This window comes from Pseudomonas sp. PGPPP1 (assembly GCF_002255865.1).
Lineage (GTDB): Bacteria > Pseudomonadota > Gammaproteobacteria > Pseudomonadales > Pseudomonadaceae > Aquipseudomonas > Aquipseudomonas cremoris.
In genome coordinates, this window is record NZ_NKIG01000001.1 from 441660 (window position 1) to 455732 (window position 14073).

The 14073-nt window shown below is 61.6% G+C and carries 16 protein-coding genes; 8 read left to right on the top strand and 8 right to left on the bottom strand.

Going from position 1 to position 14073, the window contains the following annotated elements; genetic code table 11:
- Nucleotides 1-29: 29 nt before the first annotated feature.
- Nucleotides 30-1172 carry a class C beta-lactamase gene (ampC, locus tag CFE47_RS02015; RefSeq protein ID WP_286835262.1) on the bottom strand — a complete coding sequence of 381 codons (1143 nt, stop codon included), beginning with the start codon at nt 1170-1172 and terminating at the stop codon, nt 30-32.
- A 132-nt stretch (nt 1173-1304) separates the two neighbouring features.
- Here ampC and CFE47_RS02020 point away from each other — a divergent pair, with 132 nt between their 5' ends.
- Together CFE47_RS02020 and CFE47_RS02025 are read left to right on the top strand one after the other, a co-directional pair.
- Nucleotides 1305-2183 carry a LysR family transcriptional regulator gene (locus tag CFE47_RS02020; protein WP_286835263.1) on the top strand — a complete coding sequence of 293 codons (879 nt, stop codon included), beginning with the start codon at nt 1305-1307 and terminating at the stop codon, nt 2181-2183.
- Nucleotides 2184-2258: 75 nt separating this feature from the next.
- Nucleotides 2259-3443, top strand: coding sequence for a DUF2252 domain-containing protein (locus CFE47_RS02025; RefSeq protein WP_286835264.1), 1185 nt, complete (start codon nt 2259-2261; stop codon nt 3441-3443).
- Nucleotides 3444-3581: 138 nt separating this feature from the next.
- On the opposite strand, the gene yghX is transcribed toward CFE47_RS02025, so the two are convergent.
- Nucleotides 3582-4469 (bottom strand): YghX family hydrolase, encoded by an 888-nt coding sequence (gene yghX, locus CFE47_RS02030; protein ID WP_286835265.1) that lies wholly within the window; start codon nt 4467-4469, stop codon nt 3582-3584.
- A 44-nt stretch (nt 4470-4513) separates the two neighbouring features.
- Nucleotides 4514-5008 carry a PaaI family thioesterase gene (locus CFE47_RS02035; protein ID WP_286835266.1) on the bottom strand — a complete coding sequence of 165 codons (495 nt, stop codon included), beginning with the start codon at nt 5006-5008 and terminating at the stop codon, nt 4514-4516.
- Nucleotides 5009-5100: 92 nt separating this feature from the next.
- On the opposite strand from CFE47_RS02035, the gene CFE47_RS02040 reads away from it, so the two are divergent.
- Nucleotides 5101-5667 carry a YceI family protein gene (locus CFE47_RS02040; RefSeq protein ID WP_286835267.1) on the top strand — a complete coding sequence of 189 codons (567 nt, stop codon included), beginning with the start codon at nt 5101-5103 and terminating at the stop codon, nt 5665-5667.
- Here CFE47_RS02040 and CFE47_RS02045 read toward each other — a convergent pair.
- A complete protein-coding gene (locus CFE47_RS02045; RefSeq protein ID WP_286835268.1) occupies nt 5664-6554 on the bottom strand; it encodes a DMT family transporter in 891 nt (296 codons plus the stop codon). The two genes, CFE47_RS02040 and CFE47_RS02045, sit on opposite strands and share 4 nt — an antisense overlap.
- A gap of 89 nt (nt 6555-6643) precedes the next feature.
- Between CFE47_RS02045 and CFE47_RS02050 the strand changes: the two genes are divergently transcribed.
- A complete protein-coding gene (locus CFE47_RS02050) occupies nt 6644-7969 on the top strand; it encodes an aminotransferase-like domain-containing protein (protein WP_286835269.1) in 1326 nt (441 codons plus the stop codon).
- A 7-nt stretch (nt 7970-7976) separates the two neighbouring features.
- Here CFE47_RS02050 and CFE47_RS02055 read toward each other — a convergent pair whose 3' ends face one another.
- A complete protein-coding gene (locus CFE47_RS02055) occupies nt 7977-8408 on the bottom strand; it encodes a nuclear transport factor 2 family protein (protein WP_286835270.1) in 432 nt (143 codons plus the stop codon).
- Between the two features lie 245 nt (nt 8409-8653).
- On the opposite strand from CFE47_RS02055, the gene CFE47_RS02060 reads away from it, so the two are divergent.
- Together CFE47_RS02060 and CFE47_RS02065 are read left to right on the top strand one after the other, a co-directional pair.
- Complete coding sequence (locus tag CFE47_RS02060; RefSeq protein ID WP_286835271.1) at nt 8654-8881, top strand: DUF6434 domain-containing protein; 228 nt, start codon at nt 8654-8656, stop codon at nt 8879-8881.
- Entirely contained in the window at nt 8878-9615 is a 738-nt protein-coding gene (locus CFE47_RS02065; RefSeq protein WP_286835272.1) for a CPBP family intramembrane glutamic endopeptidase, read from the top strand. Before CFE47_RS02060 ends, CFE47_RS02065 begins: the two co-directional genes overlap by 4 nt.
- A 121-nt stretch (nt 9616-9736) precedes the next feature.
- Here the strand turns inward: CFE47_RS02065 and CFE47_RS02070 are convergent, their stop codons facing one another.
- A complete protein-coding gene (locus CFE47_RS02070; protein ID WP_286835273.1) occupies nt 9737-11446 on the bottom strand; it encodes an amidase in 1710 nt (569 codons plus the stop codon).
- A 54-nt stretch (nt 11447-11500) separates the two neighbouring features.
- Nucleotides 11501-12289 (bottom strand): helix-turn-helix domain-containing protein, encoded by a 789-nt coding sequence (locus CFE47_RS02075; RefSeq protein WP_286835274.1) that lies wholly within the window; start codon nt 12287-12289, stop codon nt 11501-11503.
- A gap of 83 nt (nt 12290-12372) precedes the next feature.
- Here CFE47_RS02075 and CFE47_RS02080 point away from each other — a divergent pair, with 83 nt between their 5' ends.
- Nucleotides 12373-12678 (top strand): DUF2834 domain-containing protein, encoded by a 306-nt coding sequence (locus CFE47_RS02080; protein ID WP_286835275.1) that lies wholly within the window; start codon nt 12373-12375, stop codon nt 12676-12678.
- On the top strand, nt 12671-13090 hold the full coding sequence (locus CFE47_RS02085; protein ID WP_286835276.1) for an MAPEG family protein: 420 nt from the start codon (nt 12671-12673) through the stop codon (nt 13088-13090). The genes CFE47_RS02080 and CFE47_RS02085 overlap by 8 nt, the downstream gene beginning before the upstream one ends.
- A gap of 52 nt (nt 13091-13142) precedes the next feature.
- Here CFE47_RS02085 and CFE47_RS02090 read toward each other — a convergent pair whose 3' ends face one another.
- Nucleotides 13143-14066 (bottom strand): sugar ABC transporter substrate-binding protein, encoded by a 924-nt coding sequence (locus CFE47_RS02090; RefSeq protein WP_185705649.1) that lies wholly within the window; start codon nt 14064-14066, stop codon nt 13143-13145.
- Nucleotides 14067-14073 lie beyond the last annotated feature (7 nt).

Sequence of the window (14073 nt, forward strand, 5' to 3'; positions counted from 1 at the left end):
GTTTCACCACCCCGCGGCTCGACGTTCGCTCACTGGCCCAGCGCTTCCAGAATCTTATGGGCGATCTTCACCCGCTCCGCATTCGGGTAATTTTTGTTCGCCAGAATCACGACCCCCATGTCCTTGCTTGGCACATACGCAACATAGGCGCCAAAACCACGGGTTGAGCCGGTCTTGTTGTACAGCACGTTGGCCGGTTGCGGTTGTGCCGGCGTGAGCCATTGCACCTTGTGCGGTTCCATCGCCATCGGCGTGGAGTTGCCGTCGATCAACGCTTGCAGCTTGATCGGGTAGGGGTAGTACTCCCAGCCCAGGCCTTGGGTCATGCCGTTCACGCGGTAGTAACCGGTGTGCGTGGTAGCGATGGCTTGTTGCAGGGGGCTCTCCAGGGTTTGCGGGTGCAGGTTGAGCATCACGTAGCGCGCCAGGTCCTGGGGGCTGGTCTTGATACCGTAGGCCTCGCTGTCCAGCGCACCGGGGCCGACGCGAACAGGGTTCTGGTCTTTGTCATAGCCTTGGGCGTAGCGGTTGGCCTGGTCGGCGGGCACGTTCAGGTACGTACTCTTCAAGCCCAGTTTGGGCAGTAGGGTTTGTTCGATCGCCACATTGAATGGCTGGCCCAGGCTTTGTGCGCTGAGGTAGCCAAACAGGCCGATGCTCGGGTTGGAATACACGCGTTGTGCACCGGGTGCGTAGGCGGGTTTCCAGTGCTGGAAGTAGTCGAGCATGGTCGCGGCGCTGTCGGCGGCGTCGGGAAATTGCAGCGGCAAGCCCCCCGGTGTGTAGGTGGCCAATTGCAGCAGGCTGATACGGTCAAAGGCGCTGCCCTTGAGCGCTGAAAGGTGCTCACTGGCGATGTCCGACAGCTTGAGCTTGCCGCTCGCCTGGGCGTAGCCACCGAGCGTGGCCGTGTAGGTTTTACTCACTGAGCCGATCTCGAACAGCGTGTCCTGCGTGACGGGCAGTTGGTTGGCCTTGTCGGCGACGCCGTAGTTAAAGTATTGCACCTTGCCCTTGTTTACCACCGCCACCGACAGGCCGGCGATGCCCTGTTGCTGCATCAGCGGTTTGACGTTGGCGTCTACGACCTGGCGCAGGTCGGTGGCAGCCAGGCAGGTTCCGGAGCTTAAGAACAAGGCACAAAACAGGAATTTTCTTACATTGGAGTTCATGGTTGTTCGCATCCATGTTGATAAGGAACTGACGATTGGGGCCTGCGCTGGCGTCGCAAATCTAGGTGGATTTTGCCCTTTGGACAAACGATCATATCTCGCACCAGCCATTAGAAAAATTTGGGTACAAGCATGCTGCGCTCACATTTGCCCTTGAATGCCTTGCGCGCCTTCGAGGCCTCGGCGCGCCACTTGAGCTTTACTCGGGCGGCCATCGAGTTGTGCGTCACCCAGGCGGCGGTGAGCCATCAGGTAAAGAGCCTCGAGGCGCAACTGAATGTCACCTTATTCAAGCGCCTGCCCCGTGGCCTGATGTTGACCCGCGAGGGCGAAACGCTGCTGCCGGTGCTGCGTGAGTCCTTCGACCGCATCGCTCATACCTTGGGCCAGTTCGAGGGTGGGCATTACCGCGAAGTGCTTTCAGTGGGGGCGGTGGGTACCTTTGCAGTGGGTTGGCTGTTGCCACGCCTGGCGGATTTTCAAGGCCGCTACCCGTTCATAGACCTGCGTCTGTCCACCCATAACAACCGCGTGGACGTGGCCGCCGAAGGCCTGGACTACGCGATTCGCTTCGGCAGCGGTGCCTGGCACGGCACTGACGCCTGTCAATTGCTAGAGGCTCCGCTCACCGTACTGTGTGTGCCGCCAATCGCAGAGCAACTGCGCGTACCTGCCGACCTGTTAAAGCACACCTTGCTGCGCTCCTACCGCGCCGATGAATGGAACCTGTGGTTCCAGGCTGCAGGCTTGCCCGCCGATACCCTGGTGCCCCGCAGCATCGTGTTTGATTCGTCATTGGCGATGATGGAAGCGGCGCTGCAGGGCACTGGCGTGGCCTTGGCGCCCGCGATGATGTTCTCGCGACAGTTGGAAGGGGACGTGATACGTCAGCCGTTCGACATCGGTATAACCACGGGTAGCTACTGGTTGACCCGCCTGCAATCGAGGGCCGAGACGTCGGCGATGCTGGCGTTCAAGGGCTGGCTGAAAGAAGCGGCAGGGCAGGGCTGACATTTTTATTCTTGAAACAAAATGAAACATTCGCCGCGGGCTACCCTCTACCGTATCCCCCATCCGAGTGCATTCATGAAAAGCCCGCGCCCCTCCGCTCGTATTCCCCACCTCACGCAATTGCGCAACTTGAAAATGGCACGTTCGGCCCACGCCTACGTGCGTGGCAGCACTGTGCAGTTCTACGAATGGCTGCACAGCCTGCCGGGTCGCCGTTTGCCCCATGGCCCGGCGATCTGGATCTGTGGCGACTGCCACGCGGGCAACCTGGGCCCGACGGGTGATACCAAGGGGCGTATCGACATGCATATCCGCGACCTGGACCAGACGGTAATCGGCAACCCGGCCCACGACTTGGTGCGCCTGGCATTGTCCCTGGCCACTGCCGCACGCGGCTCGGATCTGCCTGGGGTGACCACCGCGCGCATGCTTGAAGAAATGATGGTGGGTTACGAGCAGGCCTTTAAAGACAAGCCCGACGCCGCGCCGCCGCGTCCGTCCCAGGTCAAGGCCGGCATGCGCAGCGCGGTGGAGCGCACCTGGAAAAACCTGGCCCGCGAGCGTATCGAAAGCGCGCGCCCGACGATTCCGCTGGGCAAGCATTTCTGGTCGTTGTCGCGGGCGGAAAAAAACGCGCTGGAAACCGTGTGTGCATCGGATGAACTCCATCAGTTGGTCACCTCCCTCAAAGGCCGCCCCAAGGACGCCAAGGTCGAACTGCTGGACTCGGCCTATTGGGTCAAGGGCTGTAGCTCGCTGGGGCTGTTGCGCTATGCCGCCTTGCTGGGCGTGGGCGACAAGGACGATCAGGAGTATTGCTTGATCGATATCAAAGAGGCGGTAGGCGCGGCCGCACCTCGCGCGGCACGGGCGAAGATGCCGAGGGATAACGGCCGTCGGGTGGTGGAAGGCGCACGGCAGCTGTCACCGGGACTGGGCGAGCGCATGGTAGCGACGCGGTTTTTGGATCATGGTTTCTTCATCCGTGAGCTGTTGCCCCAGGACATGAAACTGGAACTCGACGAACTGAGTGAGATCGATGCGATGCACGCCGCCGGTTACCTGGCCCGCGTGGTCGGCATTGCCCATGCCCGGCAGATGGACCGGGATGCGCGCAAGGACTGGATGGCGGTGCTGCAGGAGAATCGCTCCAAGCAACTGGATGCGCCGTCCTGGTTATGGACGAGTGTGGTGCAGTTGGTGGGTAGCCATGAGCAGGGTTACCTCAACCATTGCCGGCGGTATGCGCTGGAGCACTGACCTCAACGCAATGAAGATCAACTGTGGGAGCGGGCTTGCTCGCGAATACGGAGTGTCAGACCCGAATGAATTGGCTGACACACCGCTTTCGCGAGCAAGCCCGCTCCCACACAAGCCAGCTCCCCCGTTTGACCGGGGCTAGGCAAGGTATTTGCGAAACCACCCCAACGTACGTTCCCACGCCAGATTCGCCGCCGCCTCGTCATACCTCGGCGTCGAATCATTATGGAAACCATGGTTGGCGCCCTTGTAGATATACGCCTCGTAGGTCGTGCCGGCAGCCTTCAACGCCTGTTCATACGCCGGCCAGCCTTCATTGATCCGCGTGTCCAGCTCGCCGTAATGCAGCATGATCGGCGCCTTGATCCGTGGCACATCCTTGGCCTCTGGCTGGCGACCGTAGAACGACACCGCCGCGCCCAGTTCCGGGTAGGCCACGGCCGCCGCATTGGTCACGCCGCCGCCGTAGCAGAAGCCGGTGATGCCAACCTTGCCGGTACTGTTGTCATGGTGCATCAGCCATTCGATGGCGGCAAAAAAGTCGTTCATCAGCTTGGTCGGGTCGACTTTCTGTTGCAGTTCCACACCTTTTTCATCGTTGCCGGGGTAGCCGCCGACGGAGGTCAGGCCGTCTGGCGCCAGGGCGATAAACCCGGCCTTGGCCAGGCGTCGGGCAACGTCTTCGATGTAGGGGTTGAGGCCACGGTTTTCATGCACCACGACCACCGCCGGCAGTTTGCCGCTGGCCTTGGCCGGGCGTACCAGGTAGCCGCGTATGGTGCCGTTGCCTTTGGGCGAGGGGTAGGTGATGTAGTCGGCGACGATGTCCGGGTCAGTGAATTTCACTTGTTCGGCCAGCGCGTAATTGGGGCTCAGGGCCGCCAGCAGGGCCGAGGCAGTGAGGCCGCCGAAGGTGAACAGTGCGGCGCGGTCGAGAAATTCACGGCGGTTGATCTTGCCGTGGGCATAGCCGTCATACAGTTCCAGCAATTCGGGGGCAAAGTCTTTCGCGGTGAGACGAGTCATCGGTGCAATCCTCGATTAGCGGTGGCAGACAATGTAGACCAGGTTCAGCCCTCGCGACCATGGGCGGCGGCGGCCAATTGGCCCGTGTCGACGCGCACGAACAGTGAGTCGCCGATGGCCGTCAGCACGTCGTCGGCGTATACCTCGCAGACCACGCGGCTTTTGCGCCCCACCTCGCCTTCGACGCGGGCGCGCAGGGTCAGGGTGACACCCATGGGGGTCGGTTTGATGAACTTGATGCTCAGGTTACCTGTGACGCAGTCGATACGCGGCAGGCTGCCGGGCTCACGCTGTTCGGCGCGGTAGTGGTAGGCCATGGCGGTCCAGTTGGAGTGGCAGTCCACCAACATGGCGATCAGGCCGCCGTAGACCAGGTCGGGCCAGCCGCTGTATTGGGCCTCAGGCAGGTGTTCGGCGACCAGGTGCACACCGTCAGCGTCCCAACGGCTCTTGATGTGCAGGCCGTGGGGGTTGCTGGCGCCGCAGCCGTAGCAAATGCCTTCCGGCGCGGTGGTGTCCTGCAGAGAAGGGGTGTACATGCAAAGTCCTTGTTGTTCTTGGGCGACTACCCTGTGTAACAGGACATGGGCAAGATGGGAATAATGGGTCCTTACTTCTTGTGGAGCGCTGCATGAACTGTCGAACGTTTCCTCTCGTGCTGCTGGCACTTGTCCTGGGGTTTTCATCCGGCGCACGGGCCGTCGAGTACAAGGACGTCAACCGTGCCGCCAGCCAGATCAGCTTCACCTTCCAACAGTTTGGGCAGCGGGTGTATGGCACCTTCAGCGACTTTGAAGGCACCCTGAGTTTCGACACGCAAAGGCCCGAGGCGGCCCATGCGTTGCTCAAGATCCAACTTGCCAGCATCGATGCCGGCAGTGAGGACGCCAATACCCAATTGCAGCTGCCGGCCTGGTTCGATACGCAGGCCTACCCGGTGGGTGTGTATGAATCCAGCGGTGCCACCGCACTGGGCGGCAACCGCTACAAGATCGCCGGCAACCTGACGATCAAGGGCATTACGCGGCCGGTGGATATCGACGTGCTGCTCAAGGAGCAGGGCGGCATTGGCGTGTTCGACGGTGAGTTTGTGCTAAAGCGCGGCGACTTCAAGATTGGCGATGGCGAGTGGGCGGGCAACAGCGTGGTGTCGGACGACATCCACATTAAATTCAAGATGGTGGCGCCCCAACGCTAGCGCGCAAATTTCTTCGCCCCCGCCACGCAGCCGATGACCGCGACGGTCACCAGCACCATGCCCAGGCTGACCTGCTCATGCAGCAGGCCCGCCGCCAGCGCCAAGCCAAAGAATGGCTGCAGCAACTGCAACTGGCCAACAGCGGCAATGCCGCCTTGGGCCAGGCCGCGATACCAGAATACAAAGCCGATCAGCATGCTGAACAGCGCTACATAGCCCAGGCTCAGCCAGGCGGGCAGGCTGATGCCGCTGAAAGACGCCGGTGCGAGGGCCACGCTCAGCGGCACCACCAGCGGCATCGACACCACCAGTGCCCAGCAGATCACCTGCCAGCCACCCAGGCTGCGCGAGAGTTTGGCGCCTTCGGCATAACCGAGGCCGCACACCAGCACCGCCAGCAGCATCAACAAGTCTCCGGCGGGGGCGGCGCTCAGGCCTTGGGCAACCGCGTAACCCATCACCAGTGCACTGCCCAGCATCGAAAACAGCCAGAACACCGGGCGCGGCCGTTCGCCACCGCGCAGCACGCCAAATAGCGCCGTGGCCAGCGGCAATAAACCGATAAACACGATGGAATGGGCGGAGGTCACGTATTGCAACGCCAGTGCGGTGAGCAGCGGAAAGCCGATCACCACGCCGAGGGACACAATCGCCAGGGGTGCCCACTGGTTGCGGGCGGGGCGTTTTTCCTTGAACCACCACAACAACGCCAGCCCTACAGCAGCGGCGATGGCGGCGCGGATCATGGTGAGGAACACCGGGTCGAACTCCATCACCGCCAGGCGCGTGGCAGGCAATGAACCGCTGAAAATCACCACGCCGATAAAGCCGTTGATCCAGCCTTGGGTGCTGTTGTCTAGGGTGTTGAATCGCGAAGTCCGTTCCATGAGGAATGCCCGAAAAAGAAAAATTGCGTGCCGGTCATCCTAGGGTTGAAGATTAAGACAATCAAAAAATTGTCATGGATACATCCACTATGCCGCGCGCTCGTTATAAGTCGCTGGTCGACACCTTTGCCGAAGCCATCCGCAGCGGCAAAATGCCGCCGGGTACACGCCTGCCGACCCATCGGCAACTGGCCGCCGAGCATGGCCTGGCGCTGGTCACCGCGAGCCGGGTGTATGGCGAACTGGAAGCCATGGGCCTGGTCAGCGGCGAAACCGGGCGCGGCACCTTTGTGCGGGAAATTTCATTGCCGCCGGGGCAGGGCAGTGGGCAGATGACGTTGGCGACGGGCATGCTCGACCTCAACTTCAACTACCCCTCGTTGCCGGGGCAGGCGGAGTTATTGCGCACGGCGTTGCGCCAGTTGGCCCTGTCCGGCGACCTGGAGGCATTGTTGCGCTACCAGCCCCATGCCGGGCGCCTGCATGAGCGTACCGTGGTGGCGCGCCACCTGTTGAGCCGGGGGCTGACGGTAGCGGGCGACCAAGTGCTGGTGGTCAGCGGTGCCCAGCACGGGTTGGCGATCACCATGATGGCGTTGCTCAAGCCCGGGGATGTGATTGCAGTGGATGCGCTGACGTACTCGGGGTTCAAGGTGCTGGCCGAGACCCTGCATCTGGAAATCGTCGCCATCCCGGCCACCGCCGACGGGCCGGATCTGGATTATCTGCACAGCCTGTGTCGCAAGCGCCCGGTGCGGGCGGTCTATAGCATGCCGACCTTGCACAACCCGTTGGGTTGGGTGATGAGCCTTACGCAGCGCGAGCAGTTGGTCAGCATCGCCCGCCAGCACAACCTGATGATCATCGAGGACGCGGCCTACGCGTTCTTGGTGGAAAACGCACCGCCGCCCGTGGCCACCCTCGCGCCGGAGCGCACGGTGTATGTGGGCGGGTTGTCGAAAAGCGTCGCCACCGGCCTGCGCGTCGGGTTTGTCGCAGCGCCTGCAGCGTGGATGGGTCAGTTGGAGCGCACCATCATGGCCACCACCTGGAACGTCCCCGGGGTGATGAGTGCGATTGCCGTGGCATGGATCGAGGACGGCACGGTGGCGCGGCTCGAAGCACAAAAGCGCGAGGATGCCCAGGCGCGCCAGGTGTTGGCCGCGCAGGTATTGAGCGGGGTGGACTACATCAGTCACCCCTCGTCGTATTTTTTATGGCTGCCCCTGGCCGAGGACGTTCGCGCCGATCAGGTGGCGATGACCTTGCAGCGTGACCACGTCTGGGTTTCCACTGCCGAGCCGTTCGCTGTCTCGACGCATGTGCCCCACGCGTTGCGACTGGCGTTGGGCTCGGTGGATACCACGGCACTGCGCGAAGCCTTGGGCAAGGTCCGCCAGGTAGTGTCGTGGTAAACCGGCTTCAGTACTTGTAAGCCTGACGCCCGATCAACAGCCACTTGCCTTTCTGTTTCTGCCAGACCTGGAAGTTGTCGATATCGGTAGGCACTTCGACGCCGCTGTTCACCGCCAACGCGTGGAAATGGTTGCGCACCAGGGCAGTGTCACCGTTGAGGGTGATGGTCTGGTTTTGCATTTCCAAAGTCTTGAACGCGCTGGTGTGGGTTTCCAGGTCGGCAATGAATTGCGCCTTGTCTTGCACCTTGCCGCTGGAGTGGCCGTAGGTCAGCTTGTCGGAGGTCAGGGCATGCAGTTGTTTGAGATCCAAGTGCAGCATGGCTTGGGTCAGTTGGTCGACTGCTTGGGCCACGTCCTTTTCGGCATGAGCCGGCGCGGCTGCGACGTAGCCGGAGAACAGGCACAGAAAACCGATCAACACTTTGACGTTGGGCATAGGTGTTTCCTTATTGTTGTTGGGTATGTACGACGGCGATAGTCGTCGTACAACCATGCAATATTTTAAGGTGTCTAGGAAAGTGAAATTTGAAATATCTTGAAAAGATTAGGCGTCCTAGTCGTTTTAAAGGCCTATTTTTCTTGTATGACGTCCCAACACATCAAGAGTAAATCCCGATTCTTCCTGCTTAGGTGGCATATCGCTATGCTAGTGCCCAAACAACAAGATGCTTGAGGAACACAATGGTTTTTGATTGGCACAGCGACCTCATCACCCGTAGTACTCCCGTCACGCCAGGCTATAAAAACACCCAGAACGTGCGCCGTTTCATGCTTGAACACTGCGGCCCAGGGTTCAGGTTCGACCGCCCGTTCATGGCCTGGATTCGCAACGGCTTGCCCAAGACGCTGGGCGATGTGGTAGATGAATGGCAGCGCCGCAACCCAGACAGCCAGGCGAGCGGACGATGATCATCGAAGGCGTGCGGATGCTGGCCAACTACGCCACTCACCTGGCACCCGGTTTATTGCTGTTCGGCCTCTGGTTTGCGCTCACGCCCAGGGCGCTGACGGTGATGCGCATCGTGCTGCTGTTGATGGCATTTGTGTTGATGCGTGATGTGATGACACCGCTCGGCCTGTGGGCGCTGGGCAGCGAGGTGCAGATTGCATTCAGCGAAAACGCCTTGGTGCTGGCAGCACTGGGCGGCTTATCGGTGCTGACGATAATGTTGCTTGCACGCGTCGCACCGGACCTGTGGTCACTGATTCGCTGGTTCATCGGCAACCCTGGGGTTGGCTTGCTGGTCGGGCTGGGCGTGGGGTGCCTGATCGGCGTGCCGTTGCGGGTGTACCAAGGGATCGATGCGTCGCAGATTCACGGCTATTGGGTGTGGCTGCCGGGTATGGTGGTGTTGGCTTATGGCGCCAATGCGTTGGAAGAAGTGTTGTTTCGCGGGTTTTTGCAGGGGTATCTGGAACAGCACGCAGCGCCGTTGCGTGCAGCATTGATCAGCGGGGTGGCGTTTGCCGCCTGCCATACCTTCCTGGCATTGAGCGTGACCCAGCTAGGCTGGTCTGTGTTGGTGTTTACTCTGATCGAAGGGTTGGCGTGTGCGCTGGTGCGCATGCGTTATGGCGTGCTGCCGGCGACGATTGCGCATGGCACGGCCATTGTGCTGATTGCGCTGCCCCTTATCGCTTGATCTGAAATGCTCGAAAAAAATGTGGGAGCTGGCTTGCCTGCGATAGCGGTGAATCAGTCGGCATATCTGTCGCTGAAAGGTCGCTATCGCAGGCAAGCCGGCTCCCACAGGGGGGCGGCGTTTATTCAGTGGGCAATGGCGGCGTTCGCGGCGGCACCAGGCGCTTGCTGCCAGTGGCCTCAAAGGCCGCAGCAAACGTCAGCAGCGCCGAATCATCATAGGCACGCCCGGCAAACGTCAGCCCCACCGGCATGCCGATATCCGCCATCACGCCCATCGGCACGGTAACGGTCGGTACGCCCAAATGGCGAATCGCAAGGTTGCCGTTGGCCACCCATACACCGTTACTCCACGCGATATCAGCCGAGGCTTCATTCACATCGGCATCCGCCGGGCCTACATCGGCTACGGTCGGGAACAGCACGGCGTCTAGGCCCAGTGTGTCCATCCAGTCTTCCAGGTCGATGCGACGGGTGTGCTCCAGGCCGCGCAGGCCATCGGGCACGGTGCTGATTTCATTCCACGGCGTGATGCCGCGCTGGGCCATGCGCACGTATTCGTCCATGCCGGCGGCCAGGTCGTCCTCGCGGTTGGGCAGGGTGCCAGGGTCGTGGGGGAAGATCTTCGGCCCGTCCACGTCGGCCAGGCGGTTGAGGTTCGGGTCGTCGTTGGCACGCAGGAAGTCATCGAAGGCCCACGCCGACAGTTCCCACAATTCATCGTGCAGGAATTCCTTGGACACCAGCCCTCGGGTAAACACGGTCGGCGCGCCGGGGCGGTCGCCTTCGCAGTTGGACACCAGTGGGAAATCCACCTCGATCACTTCGGCGCCGTAGGCTTCCAGGGCCCGACGGGCGTCTTGCCACAGGTCGATCACGCTGGCGCGGGTGTTGATCTTTTGCCCGGTCGGGCCGCCGATGCCGGGTTTTTCACTGGTGCCAGCCTCGTCGTCGGCGTTGATGTACATGCGCGGTACGCCAAAGCGCTTGCCCGCCAGGGATTCGGCGGTGACGGCCAATTGCGCATAGGAGGCCGGGCGCACCGAGGCGACGCCAGGGATCGGCACCCAAGGCTGCAGGCGCCACAGGTCGCCACGGGTGTGCGGGTCTTCGGCGACCACCACATCGAGCACTTCCAGCAGGTCGGCCATGGTGCGGGCGTAGGGCACCACCACGTCCATGGTCGGCGTGAGCGGCCAGTTGCCGCGCACCGAAATCACACCACGGGAGGGGGTGTAGGCGCACAGGCCATTGTTGGAGGCTGGGCCGCGACCGCTGGACCAGGTTTCTTCCGCCAGGCCGAAGGCCGAAAAGCTCGCAGCGGTGGCAGTGCCCGCGCCATTGGACGAGCCGGAGGCAAACGGGGCGGTCAGGTAGTTTGCGTTGTACGGGCTTTCGGCACGGCCATACACGCCGCGCTGCATCCCGCCATTGGCCATCGGCGGCATATTGGTCTTGCCCAGGCAGATCGCACCGCCGGCGCGCAGGCGCTCGATGGTGAAGGCGTCACGCTGGGCGACCAGGTTCGCAAACGCCGGGCTGCCGGATGCGGCGGTCAGGCCCTTGACCAGGTAGCTGTCTTTGGCGGTGTAGGGAATGCCATCCAGTGGCCCCAAGGTCGCGCCCTTGGCCCGGCGCGCATCGCTGGCCTGGGCTTCCTTGAGGGCTTCGGGGTTGCGCACCACCACGGCGTTCAACGCAGTGGCAGTCTGCGGGGCGTCGTAGGCATCAATGCGTGCCAGGTAAGCCTGGACCAGTTCAACGGCCGTGGTCTGGCCGGATTCAAGCGCCGCGCGCAATTGGGCAATGGAGACTTCGGTAACTTGCATCACGTTTTTTTCGCCGCCTTCAAATGGGGGTATGGCGGCAGTCTACGTACAGATATTTCACAAAACCAGCGCCGCATAATCGGCGTAGGCGCCGCGCATGACTTGCCACGTGTGCGCATCAGCAGGAATCAGATGTTCGATGCGCAGGGAGGCGAGGGTGATGTCCTGGGGCATGCCAAAGGTGGTGAAGGTGGACAGGAAATTCAGCTCGCCTCGCTTTGAGCGCAAGCGAGTCATTACCAGCAAAGGCATTTCTTCGGGCAGATCAGTGCTGGTGGGCACAGGCAGCCCTGCCAGCACTGTTGCCAATGCGGGGTTGCCCATTGCTTCGCGAGTCGCCCGTTGCCACGCCAGGGTGCGGATCTCTTCGGCATTGATCAGGTGGTCGCCGAGACCGCCGGGTTGCAGCAGGGTGGCCAGCAAATTCACGCCAGCGGCCGCGTCAGGCTGGATGCCGATCAAGTCAAACAGCACACCGGTGCTGGCATTGGCCGCCAGCACGTGCCACTGGCTGTCCAGCAGAATCGCCGGCGCGGGGTTGTGGGCGTGCAGCACATGGTCGACCGCTTCACGAACGGCCTCCATGGCCGGTGCGGCCAGTGGGGTAGCGGCGTAGCGCGGGGCAAAACCGGCGGCAAGGAACACGCGGTTGCGCTGCTCCAGCGGGGCCTCCAGCGCACCCAGCAAATGATGCAAGGTGGCCGGGCTCGGTTTGGCGCGCCCGGTTTCGAGGCAACTGAGGTGACGCTGCGAAACACCGGTGATCAGCGCCAGCTCGAGCTGGCTGAGTTTGGCGTCCCGGCGCAATTGGCGCAGGTGTTCGCCTGCAGTAGAAGGCGTGTCCATGACGTGTTCATGACCTCCGAGGTCATTGCGAGGGGCAGAACCTTATCACTAACGTAGGCCTTCATCACGCCAAGGAAGCAAGCATGCCAAAGCCCTATTTCGCCCTGATCGGATTGCTCGGATTTTCGTTGTACACCCTGTTCACGCTGCTGACGGCCGAGCAGTCGCTATGGGCATTTGGACGGGAATTGATGTCGCGTCCGGACACGGCGCAGGTGGTCATCGACTTGTATTTGATGGCGGCGCTGGCGTGCGTGTGGATGTACCGCGATACACGGCGGCGCGGGCATTCGCCGGCTTCGCTGGTGCCATATGTGGTGCTCACGGCCGTGTTCGTGTCGGTGGGGCCGTTGCTTTATCTCGTTGTGAAGGGATTTCGGGATGAATGACCTTATGCCTGTCTATGTCGCGTGCGTACTGGTGCTGGGCCTGAAGATGTTTGCGATCTCCTGCTATCAAGGGTTCTTCCGAATCCGGGGCAGGGCGTTCACTAATCAAGAGGATGCCGCTTACTTCAACCGTGCCACGTGCCCGGAAGAATTGCCGCAGGTCGTGAGAGCGACCAAGGCGTGGGCCAATGACCTGGAAAATATTCCACTGTTCTTTGTGTTGGGTGGGCTGTGTGTGGTGCTGGAGGGGTCCAGCGGAGTTATCGCGTGGTTGTTCTGCGCTTTTACCCTGGCGCGGGTGGCACACACCATTACCTATTTGATGGGATGGCAGCCTTGGCGGACCGTTGCCTATGCCGTGGGCACGCTCTGCCTGTCAGGACTGGGCGCCACGCTCGCCTACCCTTTGTAGTGAGCGGGCTCGCCCCCCCAGCGCGGGGCGAGCCCGCTCACTACAAACACAGCTATGGGTTGAGGAAGGCTTGGTAGTTCGCCTTGGTAATCTGCTGATAAGGAATGGTCAGTTCAGCGTCATACGGCTCCTTTTTTACCATCTTCACCGCCAGATCGATCGAGCCTACGGCCTGGCCTTTGTTGTCCTGGTAAGCCGTGACCAGCAACTGGCCCTTTTTCACCGCATCCAACCCCGCTGCACCGCCGTCGCTGCCGGCGACCAAAATGTCCTTGCCCGGTTGCATGCCCGCCTGGCTGATCGCCATGGCCGCGCCGATGGCCATTTCATCCGCGTTCGCCGCCACCGCGTCGATCTTGGTGCCCGACACGATCCAGTTGTTCATCAGGTCAATCGCCTTGCTGCGCTGCCATTCGGCGCTTTGTTCCTCGACGATCTTGATGCCGGGATAGTCCTTGAGCACGTTTTTCACACCTTGGGTGCGGTTATGGGTCGCGTTGTTGGAGAGCAGCCCTAGCATGATCGCCAGGTTGCCCTTGCCGCCCATTTGCTCGGCCAGGTAGCGCATCTGGATTTCACCGGCCTTGATCTCATCCGAGCCCACATACCCCACGCCCGGCGGTACCTCCTTGAACTCCGGGCGGCGGTTGACGTACACCAGCGGGATCTTGGCCTGCTGGGCATTGACGGTCATTTTCGCCGTGGCGGCGGTGTCCACCGCGTTGACGATAATCGCGTCCATGCCCTGGGCCGTGAAGTTCTGCACTTGGTTTAGCTGGCGCACCACGTCGCCCTGGGCATCCTCGAATTGCAAGGTCACTCCGGGCAGTTCCTTGGCGTGGGCGGCCATGTAGTCACGCATTTGCGCCAGGAACACATCGTCAACCTGGGCGATGCTCACGCCGATACGCATATCGGCCAGCGCCCAAGGCGTCACAGCGAGGGTAAAGAGTGCCGCAAGGAGTTGCTTCTTCATGGTGTTG

Coding starts and splice junctions, on each gene's coding strand:
- CFE47_RS02050 (WP_286835269.1), top strand. CDS start 6,644: ATGCCGCGCGCTCGTTATAAGTCGCTGGTCGACACCTTTGCCGAAGCC.
- CFE47_RS02065 (WP_286835272.1), top strand. CDS start 8,878: ATGATCATCGAAGGCGTGCGGATGCTGGCCAACTACGCCACTCACCTG.
- CFE47_RS02080 (WP_286835275.1), top strand. CDS start 12,373: ATGCCAAAGCCCTATTTCGCCCTGATCGGATTGCTCGGATTTTCGTTG.
- ampC (WP_286835262.1), bottom strand. CDS start 1,172: ATGAACTCCAATGTAAGAAAATTCCTGTTTTGTGCCTTGTTCTTAAGC.
- yghX (WP_286835265.1), bottom strand. CDS start 4,469: ATGACTCGTCTCACCGCGAAAGACTTTGCCCCCGAATTGCTGGAACTG.
- CFE47_RS02040 (WP_286835267.1), top strand. CDS start 5,101: ATGAACTGTCGAACGTTTCCTCTCGTGCTGCTGGCACTTGTCCTGGGG.
- CFE47_RS02025 (WP_286835264.1), top strand. CDS start 2,259: ATGAAAAGCCCGCGCCCCTCCGCTCGTATTCCCCACCTCACGCAATTG.
- CFE47_RS02085 (WP_286835276.1), top strand. CDS start 12,671: ATGAATGACCTTATGCCTGTCTATGTCGCGTGCGTACTGGTGCTGGGC.
- CFE47_RS02055 (WP_286835270.1), bottom strand. CDS start 8,408: ATGCCCAACGTCAAAGTGTTGATCGGTTTTCTGTGCCTGTTCTCCGGC.
- CFE47_RS02045 (WP_286835268.1), bottom strand. CDS start 6,554: ATGGAACGGACTTCGCGATTCAACACCCTAGACAACAGCACCCAAGGC.
- CFE47_RS02075 (WP_286835274.1), bottom strand. CDS start 12,289: ATGGACACGCCTTCTACTGCAGGCGAACACCTGCGCCAATTGCGCCGG.
- CFE47_RS02090 (WP_185705649.1), bottom strand. CDS start 14,066: ATGAAGAAGCAACTCCTTGCGGCACTCTTTACCCTCGCTGTGACGCCT.
- CFE47_RS02035 (WP_286835266.1), bottom strand. CDS start 5,008: ATGTACACCCCTTCTCTGCAGGACACCACCGCGCCGGAAGGCATTTGC.
- CFE47_RS02020 (WP_286835263.1), top strand. CDS start 1,305: ATGCTGCGCTCACATTTGCCCTTGAATGCCTTGCGCGCCTTCGAGGCC.
- CFE47_RS02060 (WP_286835271.1), top strand. CDS start 8,654: ATGGTTTTTGATTGGCACAGCGACCTCATCACCCGTAGTACTCCCGTC.